The sequence below is a fragment of the Ensifer sp. Root1252 genome, assembly GCF_001425885.1.
In the GTDB taxonomy this organism is placed as follows: domain Bacteria; phylum Pseudomonadota; class Alphaproteobacteria; order Rhizobiales; family Rhizobiaceae; genus Ensifer; species Ensifer canadensis.
Window position 1 is genome coordinate 210,574 of the sequence record NZ_LMDT01000045.1, and the last position, 21,752, is coordinate 232,325.

The following is a 21,752-nucleotide window of genomic DNA, read 5'->3' on the forward strand; positions in this document are numbered from 1 at the left end:
ACTTAACCGCGCCACCGGCGCGGTTCTTTTTGAGGTCTACTACAGCGCCGCGCGGCTTATTGGACGCGCAAAGGTCGCTGTAGCGCTTTGAATTGCTGCATGTTTTTATCCTTAAATCGAATAGGATTTAAGGAACATGCCATAGGGAACCGACGCTACTCCGCAGCAAGCGGCAGATAGGCGCCATAATCCTCGACATGACGCGCGAGCGACGCGATGAAGCTGGTGAGATCGGCGACCAGCGCGCCGAAACCGGGCTTGCGGACCAGCGTCGTCTCATCGACATAGAGCCCGCGATTGATCTCGATCTGCAGCGCATGCAGGCCGCGGCTCGGTCGGCCGTAATGTTCGGTGATGAAACCGCCGGCATAGGGCTTGTTGCGCGCGACGGTATAGCCGAGCTCAGCCAACAGATCGACGGCCATCCTCGACAGTTCCGCCGCGGCACTGGTGCCGTAACGATCGCCGATGATGAAGTCCGGCCGCTGGGCGCTGCCCGGCAGATGCACATTGCCGGGCATCGAGTGGCAATCGATCAAGACCGACAGGCCGAACTGGACATGCGTGCGGGCGATGAGCTTGCGCAAGGTGGCGTGGTAGGGCTTGTAGATCGTCTCGATGCGCGCCAGCGCGTCTTCGACGGGGAAGCGGCCGCGATAGATTTCCATGTTCTCGGCGACAAGCCGCGGCACGGTTCCAAGGCCGCCTGCCACCCGCATCGAACTGATATTGGCATGCGGCGGCACCGGCCCGTCGAACATGCGCGGGTCGAGTTCGTAAGGCTCGCGGTTGACGTCGAGGAAGGCCCGCGGGAAATGCGCCAGCAGCATCGGCGCGCCGAGGAACGTCGCGTTCTGGAACAGCTCGTCGACATAGTGATCTTCGGAACGACGGATCGCCAGCGCATCGAGGCGGGACTGATCGAGAAAGGCCTGTGGATAAGAGCGGCCGCTATGCGGCGAGTTGAATACGAAGGGAATCCGCTGACTTGCAGGTTCCAGAACCTCAAACAGCTCCCTCTCCGTCATCTCCCCCATCGGAACCCTTTTTACCATGTGCGGTTCTTGCTGTTGCCATCATGTTGCCAGTTGGTCGGCTCTGTGTCCATAGTGCGCCCACTCCGGTTTCTGGGGAGTTGACGCGTCGCGTTCACGAGATATTTACCCCGTTGCGGTTTGGATAGAACGCCGCAATCCATACGCAATGAATAAAGAGAAGCAACGGCCGAGTTCATGACTGTGAAAATCCTTCTTGCCGAAGACGACAACGATATGCGCCGCTTCCTTGTGAAGGCGCTCGAAAAGGCTGGCTACAAGGTCATGTCCTATGACAACGGCGCCAGCGCCTACGACCGCCTTCGCGAAGAGCCCTTCTCGCTTCTCCTGACCGATATCGTCATGCCCGAGATGGACGGCATCGAGCTTGCCCGTCGGGCGACCGAACTCGATCCGGATCTCAAGGTGATGTTTATCACCGGCTTTGCCGCGGTCGCGCTGAACCCGGATTCGAAAGCTCCGAAGGACGCCAAGGTCCTGTCGAAGCCCTTCCACCTTCGCGACCTGGTCGACGAGGTCAACAAGATGCTGGCCGCCTGAGGCCAGACATTTTTTCCACAGCTGCCGCCGCCGTCCGTGACACTTGGACCGGATCGGCGCAGACTTCAGATCGACCGCCGCGATCCACAGGGATCTCCGGCGGTCTTTTTATTTCAGTGACTTACGCGCAAAGCCCGGAAATCCGGACTTCCGGCAAGCCGCCACAGGCGGCAGACGATGACGGAAAACCGCCAGCAAAATTTCAGTCAAAAAACCTTCGAAAACCCTATTGACGCGAGAGCGGGTTCTATGGTCTATGCGCCTCATCGGATGGGCGTGTAGCTCAGCGGGAGAGCACTACGTTGACATCGTAGGGGTCACAGGTTCAATCCCTGTCACGCCCACCATCCAAGTTTCTGATAAAAAGGGCTTTCGGGAAACCGGAAGCCCTTTTTACGTTTTGCTTCCAAGGTTCATCGAACCTGCGGCCGATGACGCCTAAGCGCGATATTGGAGAGGATCAGAACAGCATGGGACGATCCGTGCCGGATCATCGGCACACTGCGGATTGCGCTAAATGGAAAGCGGCATGAATCGCTACTCGTTTACCTTGACGCAAAATCGCAAAGATTGCAGTATTCAATAGGATACAACTTAATTTCAAGCAGCGTTACGTTGTTGCACACACACTACAGCGGCAGGATATACACCAACATTTTCAAATCCTTCCGACGCAGCCACGCGCAAAATCGGCCTCGCCCTTCGTGATCAGGACTATGGGCAGTCTGATCGAAAACAGTGCTCGACAAGACCTTCGGGTCTTGCCTTGCGCCTGTTTCCTTCCATCCGATCCCATGGTCCTGAACAGAGTGGATGAATTTAACAGGCCCTGACCCTTGCCATCGAATTTGTGAAACCAACGGCACGCACAGTTCTCACGGGTTGTCCAACGCCACACGAGGAGACGGTACAATGAACAGATTTTTCGTTTTCGGTCTTGGTCTTTTCTCAATGTCGACTGCACCATCTCTGGTCCAGGCGCAGGAGGAGCCGAGCTTTGATTGTTCAAAGGCCAAGAGCCAGGTCGAAAAAGTTCTTTGCTCCGGCGGAGATTCCGGAATGGGGTGGATCGATCAGACCATGGCCGACCTGTACAAGGCCGTCCGCGCTGCGCCAGGCGCGGATGCCGCCACACTGGAATCGAGCCAGCGCGCCTGGCTTGCAAAGCGAGACCATTGCAAGGGTTCGGACGAGAAGGTGATGAATTGCCTGATCGACAGCTATCGTGGCCGCTATGCCGAACTCAGCTCCGCCTATGACCAAAAACATCTCACAGGCACGTACGGGAACGCGCGCGGCGTGCTCGACAGCGTGTTGTTTCCCGATGGCAACCTCTTGGTCAACATCTCGACCGATGTCGGCGCTCCCTCCTACGACTCCTGCTCGGTAACCTTCCGTGCCCCGCTTGAAGGGGAGGCGGTGCAGCACGTTTTCACGCCTGAGGAAATCGGCGCCGACGGTCAGTGCACGGTCGACTTGAAGATCACAGGTTCCCAGATCGATGTCACTCCCAAGGATTGCCGCGTTTTCTGCGGCAACTCTGCCTCGTTCGACGGCGCCTACAAGAAACAGTAAGGCACGATCGAGAACTTGATCGATAGATGAGAGGAACGGCGATCGTGCTTCGATGAAGCCGATCGTCTGCCTACCTGTGATCTGATCAACCGGCCCACCGTGACGGCATTGCCGTGCAAGCCACCGAGTGACGGCATCGACCGCAGCGGCCGCCACTGCGCGGAATATTCGGGGTAGCTCATGGATCGGCCAGCCTCGCCGCCCTACTTTGCTCTCGCGACCTGAACGCATCCGCCCGGCAGGAGGCACGCGCCATGTCGACGGCAAAGTGCCGAGGATTCGAGAGCCCTACCGCATGTTTCGTTAGACTGTATTCGATCTAAGGATAAAACATACAGCAATTCAAAGTGTTACAGCGACCTTTGCGCGTCTAATAAGACGCGCGGCGCTGAAGTGGGAAGGAAAGGAACGGACAATGCCAGCCATCAAGAACATCGTCCTGGTCCATGGCGCCTGGGGTGACGCCTCGCATTGGCGCCACGTGATACCGCCGCTGCACGCCAAGGGCTACAATGTCGCAGCGGTCCAGAACCCGCTGACGTCACTTGCCGACGACATCGACCGGACATCGAAACTTGTGGCCGCACAGGACGGGCCGACATTGCTGGTCGGCCATTCCTATGGCGGTGCCGTGATCACCGGCGCCGGCCACGCGCCGAACGTTGCCGGCTTGGTCTATATCGCCGCTTTCGCGCCCGACGAAGGTGACAGTCTCGGCAGCATCTTCGCCCGCCGCGACGCCCCTTCCGGTGCCGGCAGTATCCGGCCTGATAAGGATGGTTTCCTCTGGCTCGACCAGGCGACGTTCCGCCAGAGCTTCGGCCAGGATCTCGGCGAGACCGAAGCGCTGGTCATGGCCGTCGCGCAGAAGCCGATTGCAGGACGCTGCTTTGAAGACAAGTCCGGCCCGCCGGCCTGGAAGGTGAAGCCCAGTTGGTATCAGGTGTCGAGCCGCGACAACATGATTCCGCCGGAAACCGAACAGTGGATGGCGGAGCGCATCAAGGCGAAGAAGACGATCACGCTTGACGCGAGCCACGCGTCGCTGGCCTCGCGTGCCTCGGAGGTCGTCGCGCTGATCGAAGAAGCGGTCGCCTCGCTCGCCTGACGTCGGGCGTCGCGCCACCGGCTGCCCCGAACGACATTTTCATTTCGGGGCAGCATCGTCTTCGCGGGACGAACACCGGCGCCGGCCAAACGTGCCGCCGTCTATCGTCCACGGGCGGCGGTCAATGGGCGACGTTCGACGCGGCCGACATCAGCTCCTCTCGGCGAGGCACGCCGAACATGTTGTGTCCGTCAGCCGTGGCCTCGGTAAAGCTCCATCGCACGATGCCATCCCGATCGAGCAGGAACTCGCCGACGAGTTGCCCTTCGCCCGTCGCGATCATGCGTTCGTCGTCATGTGTGATTTCATAGCCGTCCGCCTTGTCGAGAAACGACGAGGCCGCCCAAGGATCCATAGCGGCCGGCAGCTCGCCCGGCATGTCAACCAGCATTGCCATGACGGTTTTCTTGGCAAGTTTGTGAGGCCAATCGTCCTCATCCTCGGTGAACTGAAGATTGGGTAAGCCGAACGCGCGGTGAGAAACCCGTTCCGGATCGGACGCCGCCAGCAGATGTGGCAGAGGATGGTAGCGGAAATAAAGGCGCGCCCGGTCGATCGGCGTGTTGACGACCGTCAGGCTCTCGACACCTTTTTCGCGCAGTGCCTCGTCGAGCTGCGCCATCGCCGCGATCTGGCGTCGGCAGAAGGGGCAGTGCAGACCGCGGAACAGGCCGACCAGCACCGGCTTGCGACCGCGAAAATCGTCGATGGAAATCTGACCGTCCTGGGTGATGGCGTCGAGAACCACGTTCGGTGCCCGGTCACCGGGTTGCAACGGTCCATTGTGCTGTTCAACCATAATCTTTTCTCCTTATGCCGATCGTGGGTCACGGAGATGTGGGGAGCGCGTCTCGCGCGGTGCGCTAAACGCGACCATCGCGTCGAACGCAGAGCCGGTTTGGCGACACAAGCCTACATTTCGGGCGCCCTTTCGCGGCCAATCCTACAGCGCCGCGCGTCTTGTTAGACGCGCAAAGGTCGCTGTAGCACTTTGAATGGCTGCATGTTTTTATCCTTAAATCGAATAGGATCTAAGGAAACATGCAGTAGAACCCGAATCGTCGTGTTTACCTTCGACGGACCTGCCCTGCAGCGCCCCTAGTCGAGGAATGGCAGTATCATCAACGCTTCGGGATCAAGACCGTGCCGTGTGCATATGTCGCGAGCCGAAGCGAAGTGCCTTTCCGCACCATCGAGGTCACCAGCATCAAGGCAGAGCGTCGCCAAGCCATCATAGCACGGAAACAACAGCTGTGCCTCTCGCGTTTCGAAAGCGAGTTCGAGAGCCTCCTCATACAGACGGCGCGCGACATCCGGGCGACCGTGGCACTGATCGATCTGTCCCAGCACCAGCAACGACACCGGCAGATGATCGCGCTGATCGAGCTCGCGGTCGATCGCGATCGCCCGTTCGGCAGCCGGAATGCCGTCGGCAGCACAGCGGTCGGTGAAGGTGCAGTAGGCCACCGCCAGATTGGAAAGCAGCCGCGCCTGGAAGCTGAGGTCGCCGATACGGTGGGCCATGCCGAAGCCGAACTTGCAGACCTCGATGGCCCGCCGTGGCTCGATGATCGTGTAGAGGACGGCAAGATTGGTGTACCCCCGGCAGGCCGCATTGAGCAGGTCGGCAGCCTCCGCGACCGAGACGCTGCGCTCGATCGTTGCGATCGCCTCAGTGCCGCGGTTGAGGCGCGCCAGCGCCACCCCTTTGGTATTGAGGGCTTCCGCCGTCACCCGATCCATTTCGCGCCGAGCGTCCGGTGCTTGCGGCACCAGCGCCCCGACACGCTTCAGGGCATCGTCGGCCCAGACGATAGCGTCGGCATAGTTGCCCATGCGAAAGGCAAGGTGGCCCCGTTCCTGGGAGAGATGGGCGCTTTCGATCGGCGCATCCGCGTCTTCCAGAAGCTGGGCCGCGTTCGCGAATGCCACCAGCGCCTCGTCGCGCCGGGCCGCCTCCCACAGGAGATGTCCGTACTTGCGCTGGATGCGGGCCGCTGAGACCCGGTCGTCAGTGGCATGATAGACGTCGAGCAGGGAAGCGTAGTGCCCAGCAGCCGCGTCGCGCCGCCCGGAAGGGCCGAGCAGATCGGCAACGCGCTCGCGGGCAGCAAGCCATTCGGTCCCCTCCTCGCCAGCGGCCGCCCAGGCGGCCATGGCCTGCTTGTAGAACCGTATGGCATCATCATTCGCATAGATCGCCTGCGCGCGTTCTCCTGCCGCCATGAGATAGCGCGCGCCCTTCGACCTATCCTCCGACTGGCTGAAATGGTGGCCAAGCAACGCCATCTCCTCCAGCCTTGTCGTCTGTGCTCCATAGCGGCGCTCAAGCTGGTCGGCGACAACGGCATGTATCTCCGCACGCCGACGCAGGAGCAGGTTGTTGTAGACCACCTCCTGCAGCAGCGTCTGGGTGAAGCGGTAGGTCTGCGCGCCCTGTAAGCGTCCCTCCCGCGTCTCCTCGATAATTTCGGCATCACACAGATTGTCCAGCGCCGCATCGATCGTGGCTTCATCGCCGGCAACGACACGCAGCAAGTCGACATCAAACCGCGGGCCGATGACTGCCGCATGGTGAAGCAGTCTGCGCGACCGCGGTTGCAGTCGGTCGATCCTGCCCAAAAGCATGGCTTCGATGGTTACGGGAATATCGACGGTGGCCTCGCGCTCGACCACGCGCCAGGCGGCCCCGAAATGCTTCAGCGCATCGACTTCGATCAGGCCACGTACGATTTCCTCGATGAACAGCGGATTTCCGCTGGCGCGCGCCAGTATTCGGCCCGCCAGCCCCCGATGCAGGCCATCGGTACCGAAGAAGGCCGAAAGCAGCCTGCGCCCTTCGGTCTCGGTGAGCGGCGCGAGCCGCAACGCCGTGAGGCTCGTTCGGCCAGGCTTCAGCCGATCGACCGCCGCGTCCGGGCGCTGCGTCGTCAGCATCATCAATGGACTGCCCTCCATCCGGTCGAGGATAAAGGCGATGGCATCGAGGGACGCGGCATCGGCCCAATGCAGATCCTCGATCACCAGCAGCAGCGGCGTTCGCGACAGGCGCCGCTCGAAGATGGCTCGCACGGCCGCAAAGAGCTGGCGACGCATCTGTTCCGGCTCGACATGGCGCAAGGTTTCGTCGTGCGTTCCCATCCCCAGGATGCGGAGGAAAAGCGGCACGAGCTGTTCAAGCTTTTCGGGCGCAAAGCCGATCTCGGCAAGCCCCGCTGTGAGCAACTCTGTCGTCCGCTCCAATGTATCGAAGGTCGAGATGCCATAGGCGCCGCGCAAAACAGATGCCAGAACACCGTAGGAAGGTTCTCCGAGCGGAGAAGAGCTAGCGCGACGAACGACAACGTGCCCGAAGCGCGGATCGACGGCGACCAGCGCAAGAAATGTATCGACGAGGCGCGATTTTCCCATCCCCGCCTCCCCGGACAGACGCACCAGTTGCGCCGCCCCGTTACAGGCGAGTTCCAGGCAATCGAGCAGTCGCTTCATTTCCGCATCGCGCCCGACCAATGGTGAAGTCAGACCCAACGCCTCCAGACCTCGTGCGGCACTAGGGGCGTCAAGAACCTTGATCAGACGGTAAACCTCGATGATGCCGGCCTTGCCGCGCAATGCGGTTGCACCCAGCGCCTCGTAGGCGAAGGCATGCCGGGTCACGCGGTGTGTCACCGGTCCAACGAGAATTTCGCCGGGTCCTGCCATGGACTGCAGGCGCTGCGCGGTGTTCACGGCATCGCCAGTGACCGAATAGGATCTGCTGTCTCCAGCGCCCAGGGCGCCGGCAACCACGGTTCCGGTATTCAAGCCGATATGCAGGCTGACCGGCGCACCGATGCGATCCTGCCAGCGCTCACCGACAAGGCTGCCGCGCGCGATCATGTCGATCGCTGCACGCAGGGCCCGCTCGGCATCATCCTCATGCGCCACCGGGGCGCCAAACAGCGCGAGCAGCGCATCGCCGATGAATTTGTCGACGAAGCCGCCATAGGTTTCGACCGCCGCGGTGAGCTCTGCAAAAAGTTCGTTCTGAAACGTTTGCAGGATCTCCGGATCCATATGTTCGCCAAGGCTGGTAAACCCGCACAGATCGGCAAAAAGAATGGTTGCCGTACGGCGGTCGGCATTTTCGTTGTCGCTCGATACCGTCAGGGATGAGTCCCGCACCGCTCTAGGCTGGGGCATCACGGCAGCCTGCCCGGACGCCAGGACCTTTGCCGCCGTCGGCTTTTCCACCGGCGTCCCACAATTCGGGCAGAAGGCGAAACCTGGCAGACAGTCCGCGCCACAGCCCGGACACAGGCTCTGCTGTTTGGCTCCGCAGCTCGGGCAAAACGAAAAACGCCCCTCGATCTCGCAACCGCACTCACGACAATTCATCAATGGCGAACCTTCGAAGAGGCTCCGTGCTCCGCATGCTACCCAGAGCCGTTTGGACAAAATATGCACAAAACAATGAACCCGCCGGCAAGGCTTTGCAAGCAATCGCTAATTAAGATTTCAAAGACTGACAGGCTACGAACAGGACGCGCCATGGCGCCCTTGGGAGGCATTCTGCATTCCTCTCCGTCGACCAAGCGAGCCCTTGGCCGACGGAAACAAAGACCTCGAAATCAGGGGTGGGCGCGGCGGCGGGACGGCCTGCGCACGCTCGACCTGCCTGCAAAGGTACCGAGATCGATGGCGGCGCCGTCCGGCGCCCGGCAAACCTCTTCGGGGTGGCGATCACTTGCTTCGATGGCGAAGTGGATCGCCGCCGCCTCATTGGTGAAGAGCCCTCCGACCAGTCCCTTGCGGTCGGAGACAACCCACCATCCATGACTATCGCGCCCGACGACGAAACGCGCGCGCGCCAGGAAGCCACGCCGTACCTGCTGCATACTGCCCATGATCGAATGGTCCTCGTTGATGAAGAGTGCGGCTACTCAGCCGACAAACCAGGGGATGACCATCTGGATGGCATAGGCGAGCCCAAGCACGATACCGAGGCGGATGCCGATGCCGAGAAAGGCGTCGCGAACCACACTGTTGGAGGTGGCATAGTTATCGCTGCCCTCCGACCGGCGTCTTTGTTCCGCCTGCGCGGCAAGATGGGGAAAGCGTGACATGGTCTGTCTCCTTTGATGTCGACGCGGCCTCAGCTCGCAAGCGCCAGTGGCAAGCTCGGGCTGGCATGGGAGGCGCTGCGAACCTCGGCCAGCGGTTCGAGCGCTGAACGGATCTCGGCTGCCGTCTCCGGCGACACCGTCGTCAGCGGCAGCCGCACGTCGGGGCTTAAGCCTCGTGCCAGATGCAAGGCGTATTTGATCGGCCCCGGGTTGGTTTCGCGCTCGAGCGCGATAAACAGAGGTTGGAGCCGCTGATGGATGGCGACAGCCGCTTGGGCGTTGCCCGTTGTGATCGCATGATGCAGCGACACCATCAGCCTCGGCACGACATTTGCGGCGACCGAAATCGTGCCATGCCCGCCACAAAGGTTGAACGGCAGCGCCGTCTGGTCGTTGCCCGAGAAGTGGCAGAGCTGCGCCTTGATCGATGGCGACGATGCGAGAAAGCGGCCGACGTCTCCCGTCGCGTCCTTGATGCCGACGACCCCAGGCAGCTGCGCCAATCTCTCGAGCGTGCGCGGCGCAATATCGACGCCGCTGCGTGAGGGCACATTGTAAACGATGACAGGCAGATCGACCGCCCGGACCACTGCCTCGTAGTGGCGATAGATCCCCTCCTGGGAGGGCTTGTTGTAATAGGGTGCAACGATGAGCGCGGCGTCGGAGCCGAGCGTCTTGGCCTCCGTGGTCAGTTCGACCGTCGTTTCGGTGCAGTTCGTGCCCGTGCCGGCGATGACAGGGACGTTCTTCTCGGCGACCTCGACGCACCGTTCGATGACCATCCTACGCTCGGCGCGGGAAAGCGTCGCGGATTCGCCCGTCGTTCCGCAGGCGACGATGGCGGAAATGCCGTGGCGGATCTGGCATTCGACGAGCGACATCAGGCCGACGGTATCGACCTTGCCGTCCTTGAATGGCGTGACCAACGCCGTGATCGCCCCTTCGAGGCGAAGCCAATGATCGCTCATGGAAATGTCCTTCAGGTTGGAAGATGGCCGCGGCGAATTCTGTCGCCTTCGATGGAAAGCCGGTGGACGCGGCAGCATTGCAGGAAGGCCGTCAGCAGGGCCGTCGCCAGATCGGCGTGGCGCGCCTTGAATGTCACGCGGCCGGCACCCGCCGGAGCGTAACGAAGCGTACAGGTCCACACGCTGCATTCGTGGCTGAGCGTGCGCAGGCAGAGCTTGGCTTTGGTCGAAGTCGTCAGCTGGATCACGGCATCGACCAGCGCGTCGGCGGCCATGAGCTCGCGGAAGCGGCGCGACGGCCAGTCTTCGGCAACCAGATCAGGCATGTCTTGGACCAGTCGTACGGCCTCCCAGACGTGATGTTCACGTAGGCGGCGCACCGCCGCGATGCGCAGGAGCAGGAGCTTCAAGGCATCCGGCCCGCCGTCGGCGCGATCCGCTCCCTCAAAGGGGCTGATGCCGGGCTGGCGATCCGGCGTATCGGAACGATGGCGAAGGCTGAAATCGTAAAGGGTCATGATGCTCACCCGTTGTCGATGAGTGGAGGCTACCCCTGCCCCGCGTCCGGTTTCGATTGCGACTTGCATCGGCCGGCATAAGATTTTCATAAGGGGATCACGTGGCGGGTGTCCAAGCCGCGGACACGACGCTAGATTGGCGCAAGGGGTCGATATCCGGCCGAAATGCGGGCAGTGTCGCGTCGAAATAATCTGACGCAAAAGATGACGTGCACGCAATTTTGCGCTAGGTAGCCCCTGCACTGGCGGTCGGTGATCGCCACATCAGCCAATGACATTTCGTCCTTGAAGGAAAACGTCCATGCCTGCCTATCGCTCCCGCACCACCACCCACGGCCGCAACATGGCCGGCGCCCGCGGCCTTTGGCGCGCGACGGGCATGAAGGATGGCGACTTCGGCAAGCCGATTATCGCGGTGGTCAACTCCTTCACGCAGTTCGTGCCGGGCCACGTCCACCTCAAGGACCTCGGCCAGCTCGTCGCCCGCGAAATCGAAGCGGCCGGCGGCGTCGCCAAGGAATTCAACACCATCGCCGTCGATGACGGCATCGCCATGGGCCATGACGGCATGCTCTATTCGCTGCCGTCGCGCGAGATCATCGCCGACAGCGTCGAATACATGGTCAACGCCCACTGTGCCGACGCCATGGTCTGCATCTCCAACTGCGACAAGATCACGCCCGGCATGCTGATGGCGGCACTGCGCCTCAACATCCCGGCCGTCTTCGTGTCCGGCGGCCCGATGGAGGCCGGCAAGGTCGTCCTGCACGGCAAGACGCATGCGCTCGACCTGGTCGACGCCATGGTCGCTGCCGCCGACGACAACATCTCCGACGAGGACGTCAAGGTCATCGAGCGCTCGGCCTGCCCGACCTGCGGTTCCTGTTCCGGCATGTTCACCGCCAATTCGATGAACTGTCTGACGGAAGCGCTCGGCCTGTCGTTGCCGGGCAACGGCTCGACGCTCGCAACGCATGCCGACCGCAAGCGCCTGTTCGTCGAGGCTGGCCACCTGATCGTCGACATCGCCCGCCGCCATTACGAGCAGGATGACGACAGTGTGCTGCCGCGCAACGTCGCCTCGAAGCAGGCCTTTGAAAACGCCATGGCGCTCGATATCGCCATGGGTGGCTCGACCAACACCGTTCTGCACATTCTCGCCGCCGCCCATGAAGGCGAGGTCGATTTCACCATGGCCGACATCGACCGGCTGTCGCGCAAGGTTCCCTGCCTGTCCAAGGTGGCTCCGGCCAAGAGCGACGTGCACATGGAAGACGTGCACCGTGCCGGCGGCATCATGTCGATCCTCGGCGAACTAGAAAAAGGCGGGCTGATCAACCGCGATTGCCCGACGGTGCACAGCGAGACCCTCGGCCACGCCATCGACCGCTGGGACATCACGCGCACGACGAGCGAAACCGTGCGCAACTTCTTCCGCGCGGCCCCCGGTGGCATTCCGACCCAGGTCGCCTTCAGCCAGGAAGCCCGCTGGGATGAGCTCGACACCGACCGCGAAAAGGGCGTCATCCGCTCGGTCGAACATCCCTTCTCCAAGGACGGCGGCCTTGCCGTGCTCAAGGGCAACATTGCGCTCGACGGCTGCATCGTGAAGACCGCCGGCGTCGATGAGAGCATCCTGAAGTTCTCCGGTCCGGCACGGGTGTTCGAAAGCCAGGACGCATCGGTCAAGGCCATTCTCGCCAACGAGATCAAGGCCGGCGACGTCGTCGTCATCCGCTACGAAGGTCCGAAGGGCGGCCCGGGCATGCAGGAAATGCTCTATCCGACGAGCTATCTGAAGTCGAAGGGCCTTGGCAAAGCCTGCGCGCTGATCACCGACGGCCGCTTCTCCGGCGGCACCTCGGGCCTTTCGATCGGCCACGTCTCGCCGGAAGCGGCGAACGGCGGCATGATCGGCCTGGTGCGCGAAGGCGACATGATCGACATCGACATCCCCAACCGCACGATCAGCCTGCGCGTCGACGAGGCGGAACTCGCCAGCCGCCGCGCCGAACAGGACGCCAAGGGCTGGAAGCCGACCGAGGTGCGCAAGCGCAAGGTGACGACGGCCCTCAAGGCCTACGCCGCCTTTGCCACCTCCGCAGACCGCGGTGCTGTTCGCGACCTCGGCGATCTCTGAGCCGACGACGGTTAACGAGACGGAAGGCTCCCGCTCGCGGGGGCCTTTTTCATGCGCGTCGCGACCTTGCGACCACACGCGCCGCTAACAGGCTCAGCCGGCCTGTTACGCACACAATTCACCTGCTATTTTAGATTGATCTAATTTTTGTAGGGGTGGACGATGACAAACGCGGCGAACCTGCTCGGCACCTGGAAAATGCTCTCCTGGACCCGCAAGGCGGTGGTATCGGGCGAAATCAGCGATGCCATGGGTCCGGACCCCATCGGCTATCTCTCCTACCAGCCGGATGGCCGCATGACCGCGGTCGTGGTCAAGCGCAATCGACCCGTGCCGAACGGCGCAACCCCCACCGACGAGGAAAAGGTCGCACTGTTCGATTCGATGCTTGCCTATGCCGGCTCCTATACGCTCGAGGACGGCAAGGTCATCCATCATGTCGAGGCGAGCTGGAACCCGGCCTGGGGCGTTTCGGACCTGATCCGGCCGTTCATGCTGGACGGCGACCGGCTAGTGATCCACAGCGCGCCGGGCGTCGACCCAACAACCGGCGAAGAGGTCACCTATCACCTTGAGTTCCGCAAGGTTTGAAGACCGTTCCACCAGGGCCCATCGATGCAGGAGCATTGCATGACGCCCGATGCAGCAGCCTAGAGGTGGCGTGTCTCGGCCGGCGGGTGGAACCAGTTGTTGTTGCGGCCGTCCATGTACTTCACCGGCGCTTCGGCAAGCACGGCGGGATCGAGATCATCGAGCGTTGCAACATTGACGGAATAGTAGGCGCCGCCGATTTCCTCGATATAGCCATGCCCGTAGGCAGCAATGCCGCAGGTCTTGCAGAAGCGGTGATGCACGCTGTCGCTGCCGAACTGGTAGTCGGCGATATCGACTTCTTCGGCCTGCAGCCGGAACGCATCCGGCTTCACGATCGCGCCCCAGTAACGCTTCTTCCAGCAGATCGAGCAGTTGCACTTGCCCGTACCGGCGTCGAGATCGATGTCGGCCTCATAGCGGATCTTTCCGCAATGGCAGCTTCCCCGATAGGTCATTTTCATTGACTATACTCCCAGACCAAAACAGCGCCTTCTCAAGGCGCCAACATGACAACTTACTGTCATTTACCCCTCCCACAATGACAACATATTGTCAATTGCGCTCTACGATGGAATGCTGAAAGTAGGGAAAGCAGACGGACCGAGCACGATACTCAAACGATGCACCGAATTTAGAGACGCCGGATCCCCGAAGGGGCACTGGCCCAGTTGTCGTTGCGTCCGTCCGTATAGACGACGGGAGCCCCCGCCGGCGCCGAAGGGTCGAGGTCGTCAGGGCAGGCAAGATTCCCTTCGTACTATCAAAACGCTTGCGACGAGGACGCCTCCATGACAACATGCTGTCATTATTCACCATCGCGCAATGGTAGTCTCTTCCAACATGAATGACCCTGTTCGCACCCCTGCCGGCGACGCCTTCGCCCAGTTCGCCATCTCGGTGCTTCGCCTGGCCGGTCCGTTGACGGCGGCGGGCGACACGCTCGCCAAACCCTCGGGCCAGACCAGTGCGCGTTGGCAGGTGTTGGCGGCTGCAAGCCACGCACCGATGTCAGTTGCCGATGCCGCCCGCGCGCTTGGCCTTGCGCGACAGGGCGTACAGCGCATCGCCGACCTGCTCGAAGAAGAGGGCTTGATCGCCTATGGCGACAATCCGGCACACCAGCGGGCAAAGCTGATGGTACCGACGCCGCGCGGCGAGGAGGTGTTGGATGAAATCAAGGCCAGGCAGGCCGTCTGGGCGAATGCCGTTGGCGCGGAACTCGGAGAGGAGCAGTTGCAGCGAGCAACCGCATTGATCGGTGAAGCCATCGGCCTGCTGCGGGATCGCCAGGCGACGGGCTAGAAGCAGGATCGATCAGGCAAACTGCAGGAGATCGGAGCGCAGACGCTCCGGCCCGCCCTCACCGAGCCTCACGCCCACGATCGCGTGGGTCGCCTTCCAGATCGGGACAGCCCGTGCCAGCAGGCGCTCGCCCTCCGGCGTCAACCGCAGCCGACGCGACCGTCGGTCCTCTTCGTCAGCGAAAATCTCGACGAGCCTGCGCCGCTCCAGCGGCTTCAGCGCTGCCGTCAGCGTCGTGCGATCCATGGCAAGCAGCGACGCTACCGCGCCCATGTTCGGCGGCGCCGGACGATTGAGCGACATCAGCAGGGAAAACTGGCCGTTGGTAATGTCGAGCGGCCGCAAGGCATCGTCGAACTGGCGGGCGATCGCACGGGCCGCGCGCTGGACATGCAGGCACAGGCAGGTGTCCTTCACGAACAATGTGGTCTCGAACGGAATGACGGGTACTTTTGACATGACTGATTAATGTTGATATCAACGTAATTAGTCAAGTGCAACGTTGGAAGGAGGAGCGGGCATGAGACAGGATCATGCAGTCGTATCGTCGCAGGAATGGCTGAAAGCGCGAAAAGCGCTTCTGGATCTGGAAAAAGAACACACCCACCTCAGAGACAAGGTCAACGCGGCACGCCTCGCCTTGCCCTGGGTGAAGATGGAAAAATCCTACGTCTTCGACACGCCTGATGGCCAGAAGTCCCTGGCCGAACTCTTCGACGGGCGCAGCCAGCTCGTCGTCTATCACTTCATGTTCGGCCCGACCTGGGAGGCCGGCTGCCCCGGCTGCTCGTTCCTCGTCGACCATTTCGACGGCATGCTGCCGCACCTCAATCACCACGACGTGACGTTGACCGCCGTCTCCAACGCGCCCCTCTCGAAGCTCGAAGCCTACAAGAAACGCATGGGCTGGCGTTTCCCCTGGGCTTCGGCCGAGGGCAACGGCTTCAACAGCGACTTTCACGTCGCCTTCACGCCGGCCGAACTCGCTCAGGGCAAGGTCGTCTACAACTTCACCGAGACGGAAAGTGCCAACGCACACGAGGAACTGCCCGGCCTCAGCGCCTTTCAGAAGACCGACGACGGCACCGTCTACCACACCTATTCCACCTATGCCCGCGGGCTTGAGGAAATGGTCGGCACGCTGATGCTTCTCGACCGCGCGCCGAAGGGACGAAACGAGGAGGGCACACAGGGTTTCGTGCGCCGCCATGACGAATATGGCGATATGCCCAGACGCAAAGCCGGCTAAGCCTCCCGGCAACTGCGCCCGGAACGGAACCTTTCGGCACCGGGCGCGTTTCTTTTCGCTTGTATCTCTGATCCACTCGTATCTCTGATCGATTTTCACGCGTCCCGGGGAGAGGAAGCTTCGGTGAAGGCAGAACCGGAAGAAGCGCATCGCTGGCTCGAGCAACTGCTCGGCGATTGGCAGGTGCGCACATCCGGCGCGCCGGAAACAGGCACCCCATGGACAGAGCATGTTCGCAGCCTTCAGGGGCTCTGGGCGGTCTGCGAAGGCCAGGGCACGATGCCAGACGGCAGCTTCGGCCAGACCTTGATGACACTTGGCTACAGCCCCGAAACCGGACGCTTCGTTGGAACCTGGGTCGGCTCGATGATGACCCACATGTGGATCTATGACGGCGAACTCGAACCTGACGGGCTGACGCTGTCGCTCTATTGCGATGGCCCGGACTTCGACGCTCCAGGAAGGAAGGCCAGGTATCGCGACGCCATAACCATGGCCAATCCCGGCGCCTGTTGACGGCCCATGTCAGGACGGTTGAGGGGGCCTGGAAGGAACTGATGACGGCGGAGTACAGCCGCCTCTGACGGGGATTTAAAACACATCGCTTGGCCTCGCCGGCCTCGTTCGGCGCCGGCTTCCAACATCGCAACCGGAGGACATAAGATGGCAGGCCATCACGGCAAATTCGTCTGGTACGAACTGATGACGACGGACACCAAGGCGGCAGAAACCTTCTACAAGGACGTCGTGGGGTGGGACGCCCGCGACGCCGGCATGCCCGGCGTCAGCTATACCCTGTTTACGAAAGGTGAGCGGCAAGTCGCGGGCCTGATGACCATGCCCGAAGGCGCGCTCGAGATGAACGTGCCCCCCGCATGGCTCGGCTATATCGGTGTCGAAGATGTCGATGCGGCGGCGGCAACGGTTGCTGCCAAGGGCGGCAAGATCCACCGTGCGCCCGACGACATCCCCGGCATCGGCCGCTTCGCCATCGCCACCGACCCGCATGGCGCGGTTTTCGCCCTGTTTACCGGCATCGGCGACCCGCCGCCCGCCGTTGACCCAATGATGCCGGGCCAGATCGGCTGGCATGAACTGATGTCCGGCGACCTCGACACGGCCTTCCCCTTCTATGCCGAGGTCTTCGGCTGGACCAAGGATCACGCCATGGATATGGGGGAAATGGGCACCTATCAGATCTTTGCAATCGACGGCGTGCAGGCCGGGGGCATGATGACCAAGCCGAAGGACATCCCGTCCCCCTATTGGCTCTATTACATCAACGTCGCAGCGCTCGACACGGCCATAGAGCGTATCAAATCCGGTGGTGGCAAGATCGTCCTTGAGCCCTTGGAAGTACCGGGCGGAGCCTGGATCATCCAGGCGCTCGACCCGCAAGGCGCACTCTTCGCTCTTGCCGGCCAGAGAGGCTGAACGCAATCGCGATCGAAACGGACCTGCCTGACGTCCATCGATGGGCTCCAGGCAGGCCGATGATCACCGCTCATCTGGCAGGCGCCCTGCAATCGGCGCCCGGCGTGCGCCGCACGCATCCCTCAGTTGCGGTTTAACCCATGGTATTTTAGGGTATTTCAGGGATATTTAACACCTTATGCGATAGTACATGCGGCATGTATCACTGATCGCGGAAAGCATTCCTTCTCCGCGACAAGAAATTGTCGCGACTCCGGCACGATAGCCGGTAGCATTGGTGGACCAACTTCGCGCAAATGACCAATCACACCAACAATGAGCTCCAGCGCGGCGAGAACGGTCGCAACCTTCGCTCAGCGAAGATGCTGCGCCGCAAACTGCAGTGGCTGATCGCCATCGTGGTCGCCTGTACGGGTGTGCTTGCCACCGAAATCATCGCCGCGTCCTATTCCGACTTCGTTGTTGCTCGACGCAACCTTGCGGAAGTCATCGCGTTCTGTCGTGTTCTGAACACGGCAACCTATCTCTCGGCCGAGCGTGGGCCGTCGAATGGGGTGATGGGCATCGGCGTCGGCCCGGGTTCTCCGGTTCAGGCGCGCCTTGTCGAGTTTCGGGCGCGCAGCGACGCAGCCCTTGCCGAGATCGTCGCCGGCGCGACCGATGGCAGCCGGTCGGAGCCGGCGACGGCACTTTCTCCCATTCTTGCCGAAGTCCAGCGTCGCCTTCAGCTCGGCCGTGCCGAGATCGATCGCATCGCCGCCCTGCCGCCGGAACGCCGCGACCTCAAGGAAATCCAGATGGCGATCGAAGGCATGTTTGCGGTGATCGACGCAATGCGCCCCGCCTTCGACTGGAACATCCAGCGCTTGACCAACACCGATCCTGATCTGGCGGGCATCGCCATCGCCGCCCATATGCTCGCCAATCTGCGCGAGGATGGCGGTCGGCTCGCGTCCCAGGTCATGGCTCCGGTCGCGGTCGGAAGACCGCTGGAAGCCAAGAACATCGCCGACAGCGAGCGAACCCGCGGTCGCCTGCAGGAAATCTGGTCCGTCGTCGGCAAGCCGGGCGCATTGCCCGGGCTGAAGCCGAAGAACATCGCCGATATCGCTGCGATCGAGCACCAGTTCTTCGGCGAAGGTTTTGCCATCGTCGACAGCGTCGTTTCGGTCGGCAGGCATACCGGGCATTACCCGATGACAGCGGAGCAATTCACCGACCGCTACGTTCCGAAGATGAAGCCACTCGAGATCCTTCGCCGCGATTTCATGGATGCCACGGTCGAGAGGCTCGCCAGCAGCAAGACGCAGGCTTCGGTCAAGCTGGCGATCGCCACCACCGCAACCTTCGCCCTGTTCATCGTTCTTCTCGTTCTCATGCGCCGCGCGCGATCGCTGGTCTTCGAGCCGCTGCTGCTTGCGCGCCACAGCATCATCGAGCTTGCCCATGACCGCCCGATCGCCCGATTGAGCGGCAAGGGCGGCGAAGGCGAAATGGGACGGCTGTTCGATGCGATCGACGTGCTGCGTCAGAGGCTCGACGAGCGCACGCTCCTGATGAAGCACCTCGAACGCCAGGCCGAGACCGACGAACTGACCGGTCTGCTCAACCGTCGCGCGCTGGAACTCATCGGCGGCGCCGAGGATGCGGCGGGTAACGACAAGAACGCCTGCCTGATCCTCATGGACATCGATCACTTCAAGCAGATCAACGACACCCACGGCCATCTTGTCGGCGACATCGTGCTGAAGGAAACCGCCCGCATCATCCGCTATTCCGTGCGCTCGTCCGATCTCGTCGCGCGTTTCGGCGGCGAGGAATTCGCCGTCATTACCCCAGGCGACGATCTCGAGGCAGCGCGCGCCCTTGCCGAACGCATCAGGTCCAATCTTGCGCGCGCGCCAATCACCTTTGCCGACGGCAAGGAGCTGAACGTCACCGCAAGCTTCGGCGTCGCCGGGGCCGACGCCAATCCGGGCTGGAAAGGCCTGATCGAAAGCGCCGACACCGAGCTCTACCGCGCGAAATCCGAAGGACGCAATCGCGTCTGCGGCTGACCCGACAGCCGGACACCCCGTCTCCTCGTCACCCGGACAACCGTGCTCGCGCTGCCAGAAAATCGAGCATCACCCTGACGCGGGACGGAAGCGCCCCGCCCTGGCCCTGAAACACGGCGTGAAAGGTCTCGCGGTCCCCCGGATTGAGATGCTCGACCAGCGGCACCAGCCGGCCGGCATCGATGTCATCCCTAACGGTAAAGGTCGCCATCCGTGCCAGTCCAACGCCGGCAAGCACCAGCCGGCGCAACCCCTCCCCGTCGCTCACGCGCAGCTTCTCGCTCGGCGGCAGCAATATCGCTTCGCCATTGGACAATAGCGGCCAGCCGTCGACGGACCTGATATAGCTGAGGCTTAGGCGATTGTGCGCCATCAGCGCGTCAAGGCTCTCGGGCCTGCCGCAGCGCTCGAGATAGGACGGCGCCCCAACGATGGTCATCGACGTGCTGCCGAGCTTGCGTGCAATCAGCCTCGAGGCTTTGAGCGGACCGGCGCGGATTGCGATGTCGACGCGCTCCGCCATGAGGTCGACGACGGCATCGGTCTGGATGATGTCAACCGAAAGCTCCGGATAGGCGCTCAGAAATTCCGGCAGCAGCGGCATCAGCACATGCGTGGCAAACGATGCGCTGGCGTTGAGACGAACGCGGCCCGCCGGTGCATCGCCAGCAGCCGCCTGTCTCTCCGCGTCATCGATATCGGCGAGAATGCGGGCCGCTCGCTCGTGGAAGGCGCAGCCCTCCGGCGTCAATTGCAGTTGCCGCGTCGACCGGTTGATCAGCCGAACGCCGAGCCTTTCTTCCAGCCGCTGCACCAGCTTGCTCACCGCCGATGGCGTCATGCAGCATTCGCGTGCCGCCGCCGAGAAGCCGCCGAGCTCGACAGCCCTGACGAAGACGGCCATTTCGCCGGATCGGTTGATCGAATTTCGCGACATGTGACTTCAACTCACAAATGATGTTCCTGCAGACGGTCTACCTCTCAAATGCCAGAGACACCACCTTCCTCCTGCCAATGCAGGCACGAACGCAACGAGGAGTTAGAATGATGGAATACAGACGGCTTGGCTCATCAGGATTGAAGGTTCCAGCGCTCAGTTTCGGCGCCGGCACCTTCGGCGGCAAGGGCCCGCTTTTCAGCGCCTGGGGCAACAGCGACAATGCCGAGGCACGCCGTCTTGTCGACATCTGCATCGAGGCCGGCGTCAATCTTTTCGACACGGCAGACGTCTATTCCGACGGTGCCTCCGAAGAGGTGCTCGGCGCAGCCATCAAGGGACGGCGCAACGACGTGCTGATCTCCACCAAGATGTCACTGCCGATGGGCGACGGTCCGAACGATGCCGGTTCGTCGCGCTCGCGGTTGATCAAGGGGATCGACGATGCCCTGCGCCGCCTCGGCACCGACACCATCGACCTGATGCAATTGCACGCCTTCGATGCCGGCACGCCGGTCGAAGAGGTGCTTTCGACGCTCGATACCTTGGTGCGCGCCGGCAAGCTGCGCTACGTCGGCGTTTCCAATTTCGCCGGGTGGCAGCTTATGAAGTCGCTCGCCGCGGCGGAAAAACAAGGATATCCGCGCTACGTCGCCCATCAGGTCTATTACTCGCTGGTCGGACGCGACTATGAATGGGAACTGATGCCGCTTGGGCTCGACCAGGGCGTCGGCGCACTCGTCTGGAGCCCGCTCGGTTGGGGCCGCCTGACCGGCAAGATCAGACGTGGCCAGCCCTGGCCGGAAGGAAGCCGCCTGCACGATACCGCCTCCTTCGGCCCGCCGGTCGATGACGACAAGCTCTACGATATCGTCGACGTGCTCGACGAGCTGGCGGCTGAGACCGGCAAGACCCTCCCGCAGATCGCCATCAACTGGCTGCTGCAGCGCCCGACGGTGTCGAGCGTCATCATCGGCGCCCGCAATGAAGAGCAGTTGCGCCAGAACCTGGGTGCCGTCGGCTGGTCGCTGACACCTGACCAGATTGCACGGCTCGACAAGGCCAGTCAGAAGACGCCCACCTACCCGCACTTCCCCTATCACCTCCAGGAAGGCTTCGCCCGCCTGAACCCGCCGGCAGTGTGAACGCCTCCGCCCGCCGATCGACGCG

20 protein-coding genes, 1 tRNA gene and 1 pseudogene are annotated in these 21,752 nt (G+C 62.1%); 12 read left to right on the forward strand and 10 right to left on the reverse strand.

The genetic code is table 11. The features are described from left to right. Window positions 1-155 precede the first annotated feature (155 nt). Window positions 156-1,037 (reverse strand): N-formylglutamate amidohydrolase, encoded by an 882-nt coding sequence (locus ASD02_RS31370; protein ID WP_025424822.1) that lies wholly within the window; start codon window positions 1,035-1,037, stop codon window positions 156-158. Window positions 1,038-1,232: 195 nt separating this feature from the next. On the opposite strand from ASD02_RS31370, the gene cpdR1 reads away from it, so the two are divergent. The 4 genes from cpdR1 to ASD02_RS31390 all read left to right on the forward strand — a co-directional run bounded on the left by cpdR1 (window position 1,233) and on the right by ASD02_RS31390 (window position 4,278). Continuing rightward, window positions 1,233-1,595, forward strand: a complete 363-nt coding sequence (cpdR1, locus tag ASD02_RS31375) for a response regulator CpdR1 (RefSeq protein ID WP_025424823.1) — start codon at window positions 1,233-1,235, stop codon at window positions 1,593-1,595. Between the two features lie 272 nt (window positions 1,596-1,867). Then, a tRNA-Val gene (locus tag ASD02_RS31380) sits at window positions 1,868-1,942 on the forward strand. Window positions 1,943-2,408: 466 nt separating this feature from the next. Next, window positions 2,409-3,170, forward strand: coding sequence for a lysozyme inhibitor LprI family protein (locus tag ASD02_RS31385; protein ID WP_107027702.1), 762 nt, complete (start codon window positions 2,409-2,411; stop codon window positions 3,168-3,170). Between the two features lie 415 nt (window positions 3,171-3,585). Next, window positions 3,586-4,278: an alpha/beta hydrolase gene (locus ASD02_RS31390; RefSeq protein WP_057221580.1), complete on the forward strand. Its 693-nt coding sequence runs from the start codon at window positions 3,586-3,588 to the stop codon at window positions 4,276-4,278. 121 nt (window positions 4,279-4,399) lie between these two features. Here ASD02_RS31390 and ASD02_RS31395 read toward each other — a convergent pair whose 3' ends face one another. The 6 genes from ASD02_RS31395 to ASD02_RS31420 all read right to left on the reverse strand — a co-directional run bounded on the left by ASD02_RS31395 (window position 4,400) and on the right by ASD02_RS31420 (window position 10,869). Further along, on the reverse strand, window positions 4,400-5,077 hold the full coding sequence (locus ASD02_RS31395) for a peroxiredoxin-like family protein (RefSeq protein WP_025424826.1): 678 nt from the start codon (window positions 5,075-5,077) through the stop codon (window positions 4,400-4,402). A 299-nt stretch (window positions 5,078-5,376) separates the two neighbouring features. Then, window positions 5,377-8,655 carry an adenylate/guanylate cyclase domain-containing protein gene (locus ASD02_RS31400; protein ID WP_025424827.1) on the reverse strand — a complete coding sequence of 1,093 codons (3,279 nt, stop codon included), beginning with the start codon at window positions 8,653-8,655 and terminating at the stop codon, window positions 5,377-5,379. A 233-nt stretch (window positions 8,656-8,888) separates the two neighbouring features. Then, window positions 8,889-9,164 (reverse strand): hypothetical protein, encoded by a 276-nt coding sequence (locus tag ASD02_RS31405; RefSeq protein WP_025424828.1) that lies wholly within the window; start codon window positions 9,162-9,164, stop codon window positions 8,889-8,891. Window positions 9,165-9,200: 36 nt separating this feature from the next. Further along, the gene (locus ASD02_RS31410) at window positions 9,201-9,383 is read right to left on the reverse strand and encodes a hypothetical protein (RefSeq protein WP_025424829.1); all 183 of its coding nucleotides are present in this window, start codon (window positions 9,381-9,383) and stop codon (window positions 9,201-9,203) included. Window positions 9,384-9,412: 29 nt separating this feature from the next. After that, on the reverse strand, window positions 9,413-10,351 hold the full coding sequence (dapA, locus tag ASD02_RS31415) for a 4-hydroxy-tetrahydrodipicolinate synthase (RefSeq protein WP_025424830.1): 939 nt from the start codon (window positions 10,349-10,351) through the stop codon (window positions 9,413-9,415). A gap of 11 nt (window positions 10,352-10,362) precedes the next feature. After that, complete coding sequence (locus ASD02_RS31420; protein ID WP_057205634.1) at window positions 10,363-10,869, reverse strand: hypothetical protein; 507 nt, start codon at window positions 10,867-10,869, stop codon at window positions 10,363-10,365. Window positions 10,870-11,170: 301 nt separating this feature from the next. Here ASD02_RS31420 and ilvD point away from each other — a divergent pair, with 301 nt between their 5' ends. Beyond that, a complete protein-coding gene (ilvD, locus tag ASD02_RS31425; RefSeq protein ID WP_025424832.1) occupies window positions 11,171-13,009 on the forward strand; it encodes a dihydroxy-acid dehydratase in 1,839 nt (612 codons plus the stop codon). Window positions 13,010-13,171: 162 nt separating this feature from the next. After that, window positions 13,172-13,600, forward strand: a complete 429-nt coding sequence (locus tag ASD02_RS31430; protein WP_025424833.1) for a lipocalin-like domain-containing protein — start codon at window positions 13,172-13,174, stop codon at window positions 13,598-13,600. Between the two features lie 59 nt (window positions 13,601-13,659). Here ASD02_RS31430 and ASD02_RS31435 read toward each other — a convergent pair whose 3' ends face one another. After that, window positions 13,660-14,064, reverse strand: coding sequence for a GFA family protein (locus tag ASD02_RS31435; RefSeq protein WP_025424834.1), 405 nt, complete (start codon window positions 14,062-14,064; stop codon window positions 13,660-13,662). Between the two features lie 379 nt (window positions 14,065-14,443). On the opposite strand from ASD02_RS31435, the gene ASD02_RS31440 reads away from it, so the two are divergent. Further along, window positions 14,444-14,905 carry a MarR family winged helix-turn-helix transcriptional regulator gene (locus ASD02_RS31440; RefSeq protein WP_025424835.1) on the forward strand — a complete coding sequence of 154 codons (462 nt, stop codon included), beginning with the start codon at window positions 14,444-14,446 and terminating at the stop codon, window positions 14,903-14,905. Between the two features lie 12 nt (window positions 14,906-14,917). Here ASD02_RS31440 and ASD02_RS31445 read toward each other — a convergent pair whose 3' ends face one another. After that, window positions 14,918-15,364, reverse strand: a complete 447-nt coding sequence (locus ASD02_RS31445) for a MarR family transcriptional regulator (protein WP_025424836.1) — start codon at window positions 15,362-15,364, stop codon at window positions 14,918-14,920. Between the two features lie 61 nt (window positions 15,365-15,425). On the opposite strand from ASD02_RS31445, the gene ASD02_RS31450 reads away from it, so the two are divergent. The 4 genes and pseudogenes from ASD02_RS31450 to ASD02_RS31465 all read left to right on the forward strand — a co-directional run bounded on the left by ASD02_RS31450 (window position 15,426) and on the right by ASD02_RS31465 (window position 19,645). Next, a complete protein-coding gene (locus ASD02_RS31450; RefSeq protein ID WP_025424837.1) occupies window positions 15,426-16,154 on the forward strand; it encodes a thioredoxin family protein in 729 nt (242 codons plus the stop codon). 123 nt (window positions 16,155-16,277) lie between these two features. Continuing rightward, window positions 16,278-16,738 (forward strand): annotated as a pseudogene (locus ASD02_RS31455) (DUF1579 domain-containing protein). A 79-nt stretch (window positions 16,739-16,817) separates the two neighbouring features. Continuing rightward, entirely contained in the window at window positions 16,818-17,588 is a 771-nt protein-coding gene (locus tag ASD02_RS31460) for a VOC family protein (RefSeq protein ID WP_025424838.1), read from the forward strand. Between the two features lie 296 nt (window positions 17,589-17,884). Then, window positions 17,885-19,645, forward strand: a complete 1,761-nt coding sequence (locus ASD02_RS31465; protein WP_025424839.1) for a GGDEF domain-containing protein — start codon at window positions 17,885-17,887, stop codon at window positions 19,643-19,645. A gap of 28 nt (window positions 19,646-19,673) precedes the next feature. Here the strand turns inward: ASD02_RS31465 and ASD02_RS31470 are convergent, their stop codons facing one another. Continuing rightward, window positions 19,674-20,582: a LysR family transcriptional regulator gene (locus ASD02_RS31470; RefSeq protein WP_025424840.1), complete on the reverse strand. Its 909-nt coding sequence runs from the start codon at window positions 20,580-20,582 to the stop codon at window positions 19,674-19,676. A gap of 110 nt (window positions 20,583-20,692) precedes the next feature. On the opposite strand from ASD02_RS31470, the gene ASD02_RS31475 reads away from it, so the two are divergent. Then, on the forward strand, window positions 20,693-21,727 hold the full coding sequence (locus tag ASD02_RS31475) for an aldo/keto reductase (protein WP_057221600.1): 1,035 nt from the start codon (window positions 20,693-20,695) through the stop codon (window positions 21,725-21,727). The last annotated feature ends 25 nt before the right edge of the window (window positions 21,728-21,752 follow it).

What these genes read in the sequence shown, in the direction of transcription:
- ASD02_RS31370 (WP_025424822.1), bottom strand. Translation starts at nt 1,037, where the DNA reads ATGGGGGAGATGACGGAGAGGGAGCTGTTTGAGGTTCTGGAACCTGCA.
- cpdR1 (WP_025424823.1), top strand. Translation starts at nt 1,233, where the DNA reads ATGACTGTGAAAATCCTTCTTGCCGAAGACGACAACGATATGCGCCGC.
- ASD02_RS31385 (WP_107027702.1), top strand. Translation starts at nt 2,409, where the DNA reads ATGAATTTAACAGGCCCTGACCCTTGCCATCGAATTTGTGAAACCAAC.
- ASD02_RS31390 (WP_057221580.1), top strand. Translation starts at nt 3,586, where the DNA reads ATGCCAGCCATCAAGAACATCGTCCTGGTCCATGGCGCCTGGGGTGAC.
- ASD02_RS31395 (WP_025424826.1), bottom strand. Translation starts at nt 5,077, where the DNA reads ATGGTTGAACAGCACAATGGACCGTTGCAACCCGGTGACCGGGCACCG.
- ASD02_RS31400 (WP_025424827.1), bottom strand. Translation starts at nt 8,655, where the DNA reads ATGAATTGTCGTGAGTGCGGTTGCGAGATCGAGGGGCGTTTTTCGTTT.
- ASD02_RS31405 (WP_025424828.1), bottom strand. Translation starts at nt 9,164, where the DNA reads ATGGGCAGTATGCAGCAGGTACGGCGTGGCTTCCTGGCGCGCGCGCGT.
- ASD02_RS31410 (WP_025424829.1), bottom strand. Translation starts at nt 9,383, where the DNA reads ATGTCACGCTTTCCCCATCTTGCCGCGCAGGCGGAACAAAGACGCCGG.
- dapA (WP_025424830.1), bottom strand. Translation starts at nt 10,351, where the DNA reads ATGAGCGATCATTGGCTTCGCCTCGAAGGGGCGATCACGGCGTTGGTC.
- ASD02_RS31420 (WP_057205634.1), bottom strand. Translation starts at nt 10,869, where the DNA reads ATGACCCTTTACGATTTCAGCCTTCGCCATCGTTCCGATACGCCGGAT.
- ilvD (WP_025424832.1), top strand. Translation starts at nt 11,171, where the DNA reads ATGCCTGCCTATCGCTCCCGCACCACCACCCACGGCCGCAACATGGCC.
- ASD02_RS31430 (WP_025424833.1), top strand. Translation starts at nt 13,172, where the DNA reads ATGACAAACGCGGCGAACCTGCTCGGCACCTGGAAAATGCTCTCCTGG.
- ASD02_RS31435 (WP_025424834.1), bottom strand. Translation starts at nt 14,064, where the DNA reads ATGAAAATGACCTATCGGGGAAGCTGCCATTGCGGAAAGATCCGCTAT.
- ASD02_RS31440 (WP_025424835.1), top strand. Translation starts at nt 14,444, where the DNA reads ATGAATGACCCTGTTCGCACCCCTGCCGGCGACGCCTTCGCCCAGTTC.
- ASD02_RS31445 (WP_025424836.1), bottom strand. Translation starts at nt 15,364, where the DNA reads ATGTCAAAAGTACCCGTCATTCCGTTCGAGACCACATTGTTCGTGAAG.
- ASD02_RS31450 (WP_025424837.1), top strand. Translation starts at nt 15,426, where the DNA reads ATGAGACAGGATCATGCAGTCGTATCGTCGCAGGAATGGCTGAAAGCG.
- ASD02_RS31460 (WP_025424838.1), top strand. Translation starts at nt 16,818, where the DNA reads ATGGCAGGCCATCACGGCAAATTCGTCTGGTACGAACTGATGACGACG.
- ASD02_RS31465 (WP_025424839.1), top strand. Translation starts at nt 17,885, where the DNA reads ATGACCAATCACACCAACAATGAGCTCCAGCGCGGCGAGAACGGTCGC.
- ASD02_RS31470 (WP_025424840.1), bottom strand. Translation starts at nt 20,582, where the DNA reads ATGTCGCGAAATTCGATCAACCGATCCGGCGAAATGGCCGTCTTCGTC.
- ASD02_RS31475 (WP_057221600.1), top strand. Translation starts at nt 20,693, where the DNA reads ATGGAATACAGACGGCTTGGCTCATCAGGATTGAAGGTTCCAGCGCTC.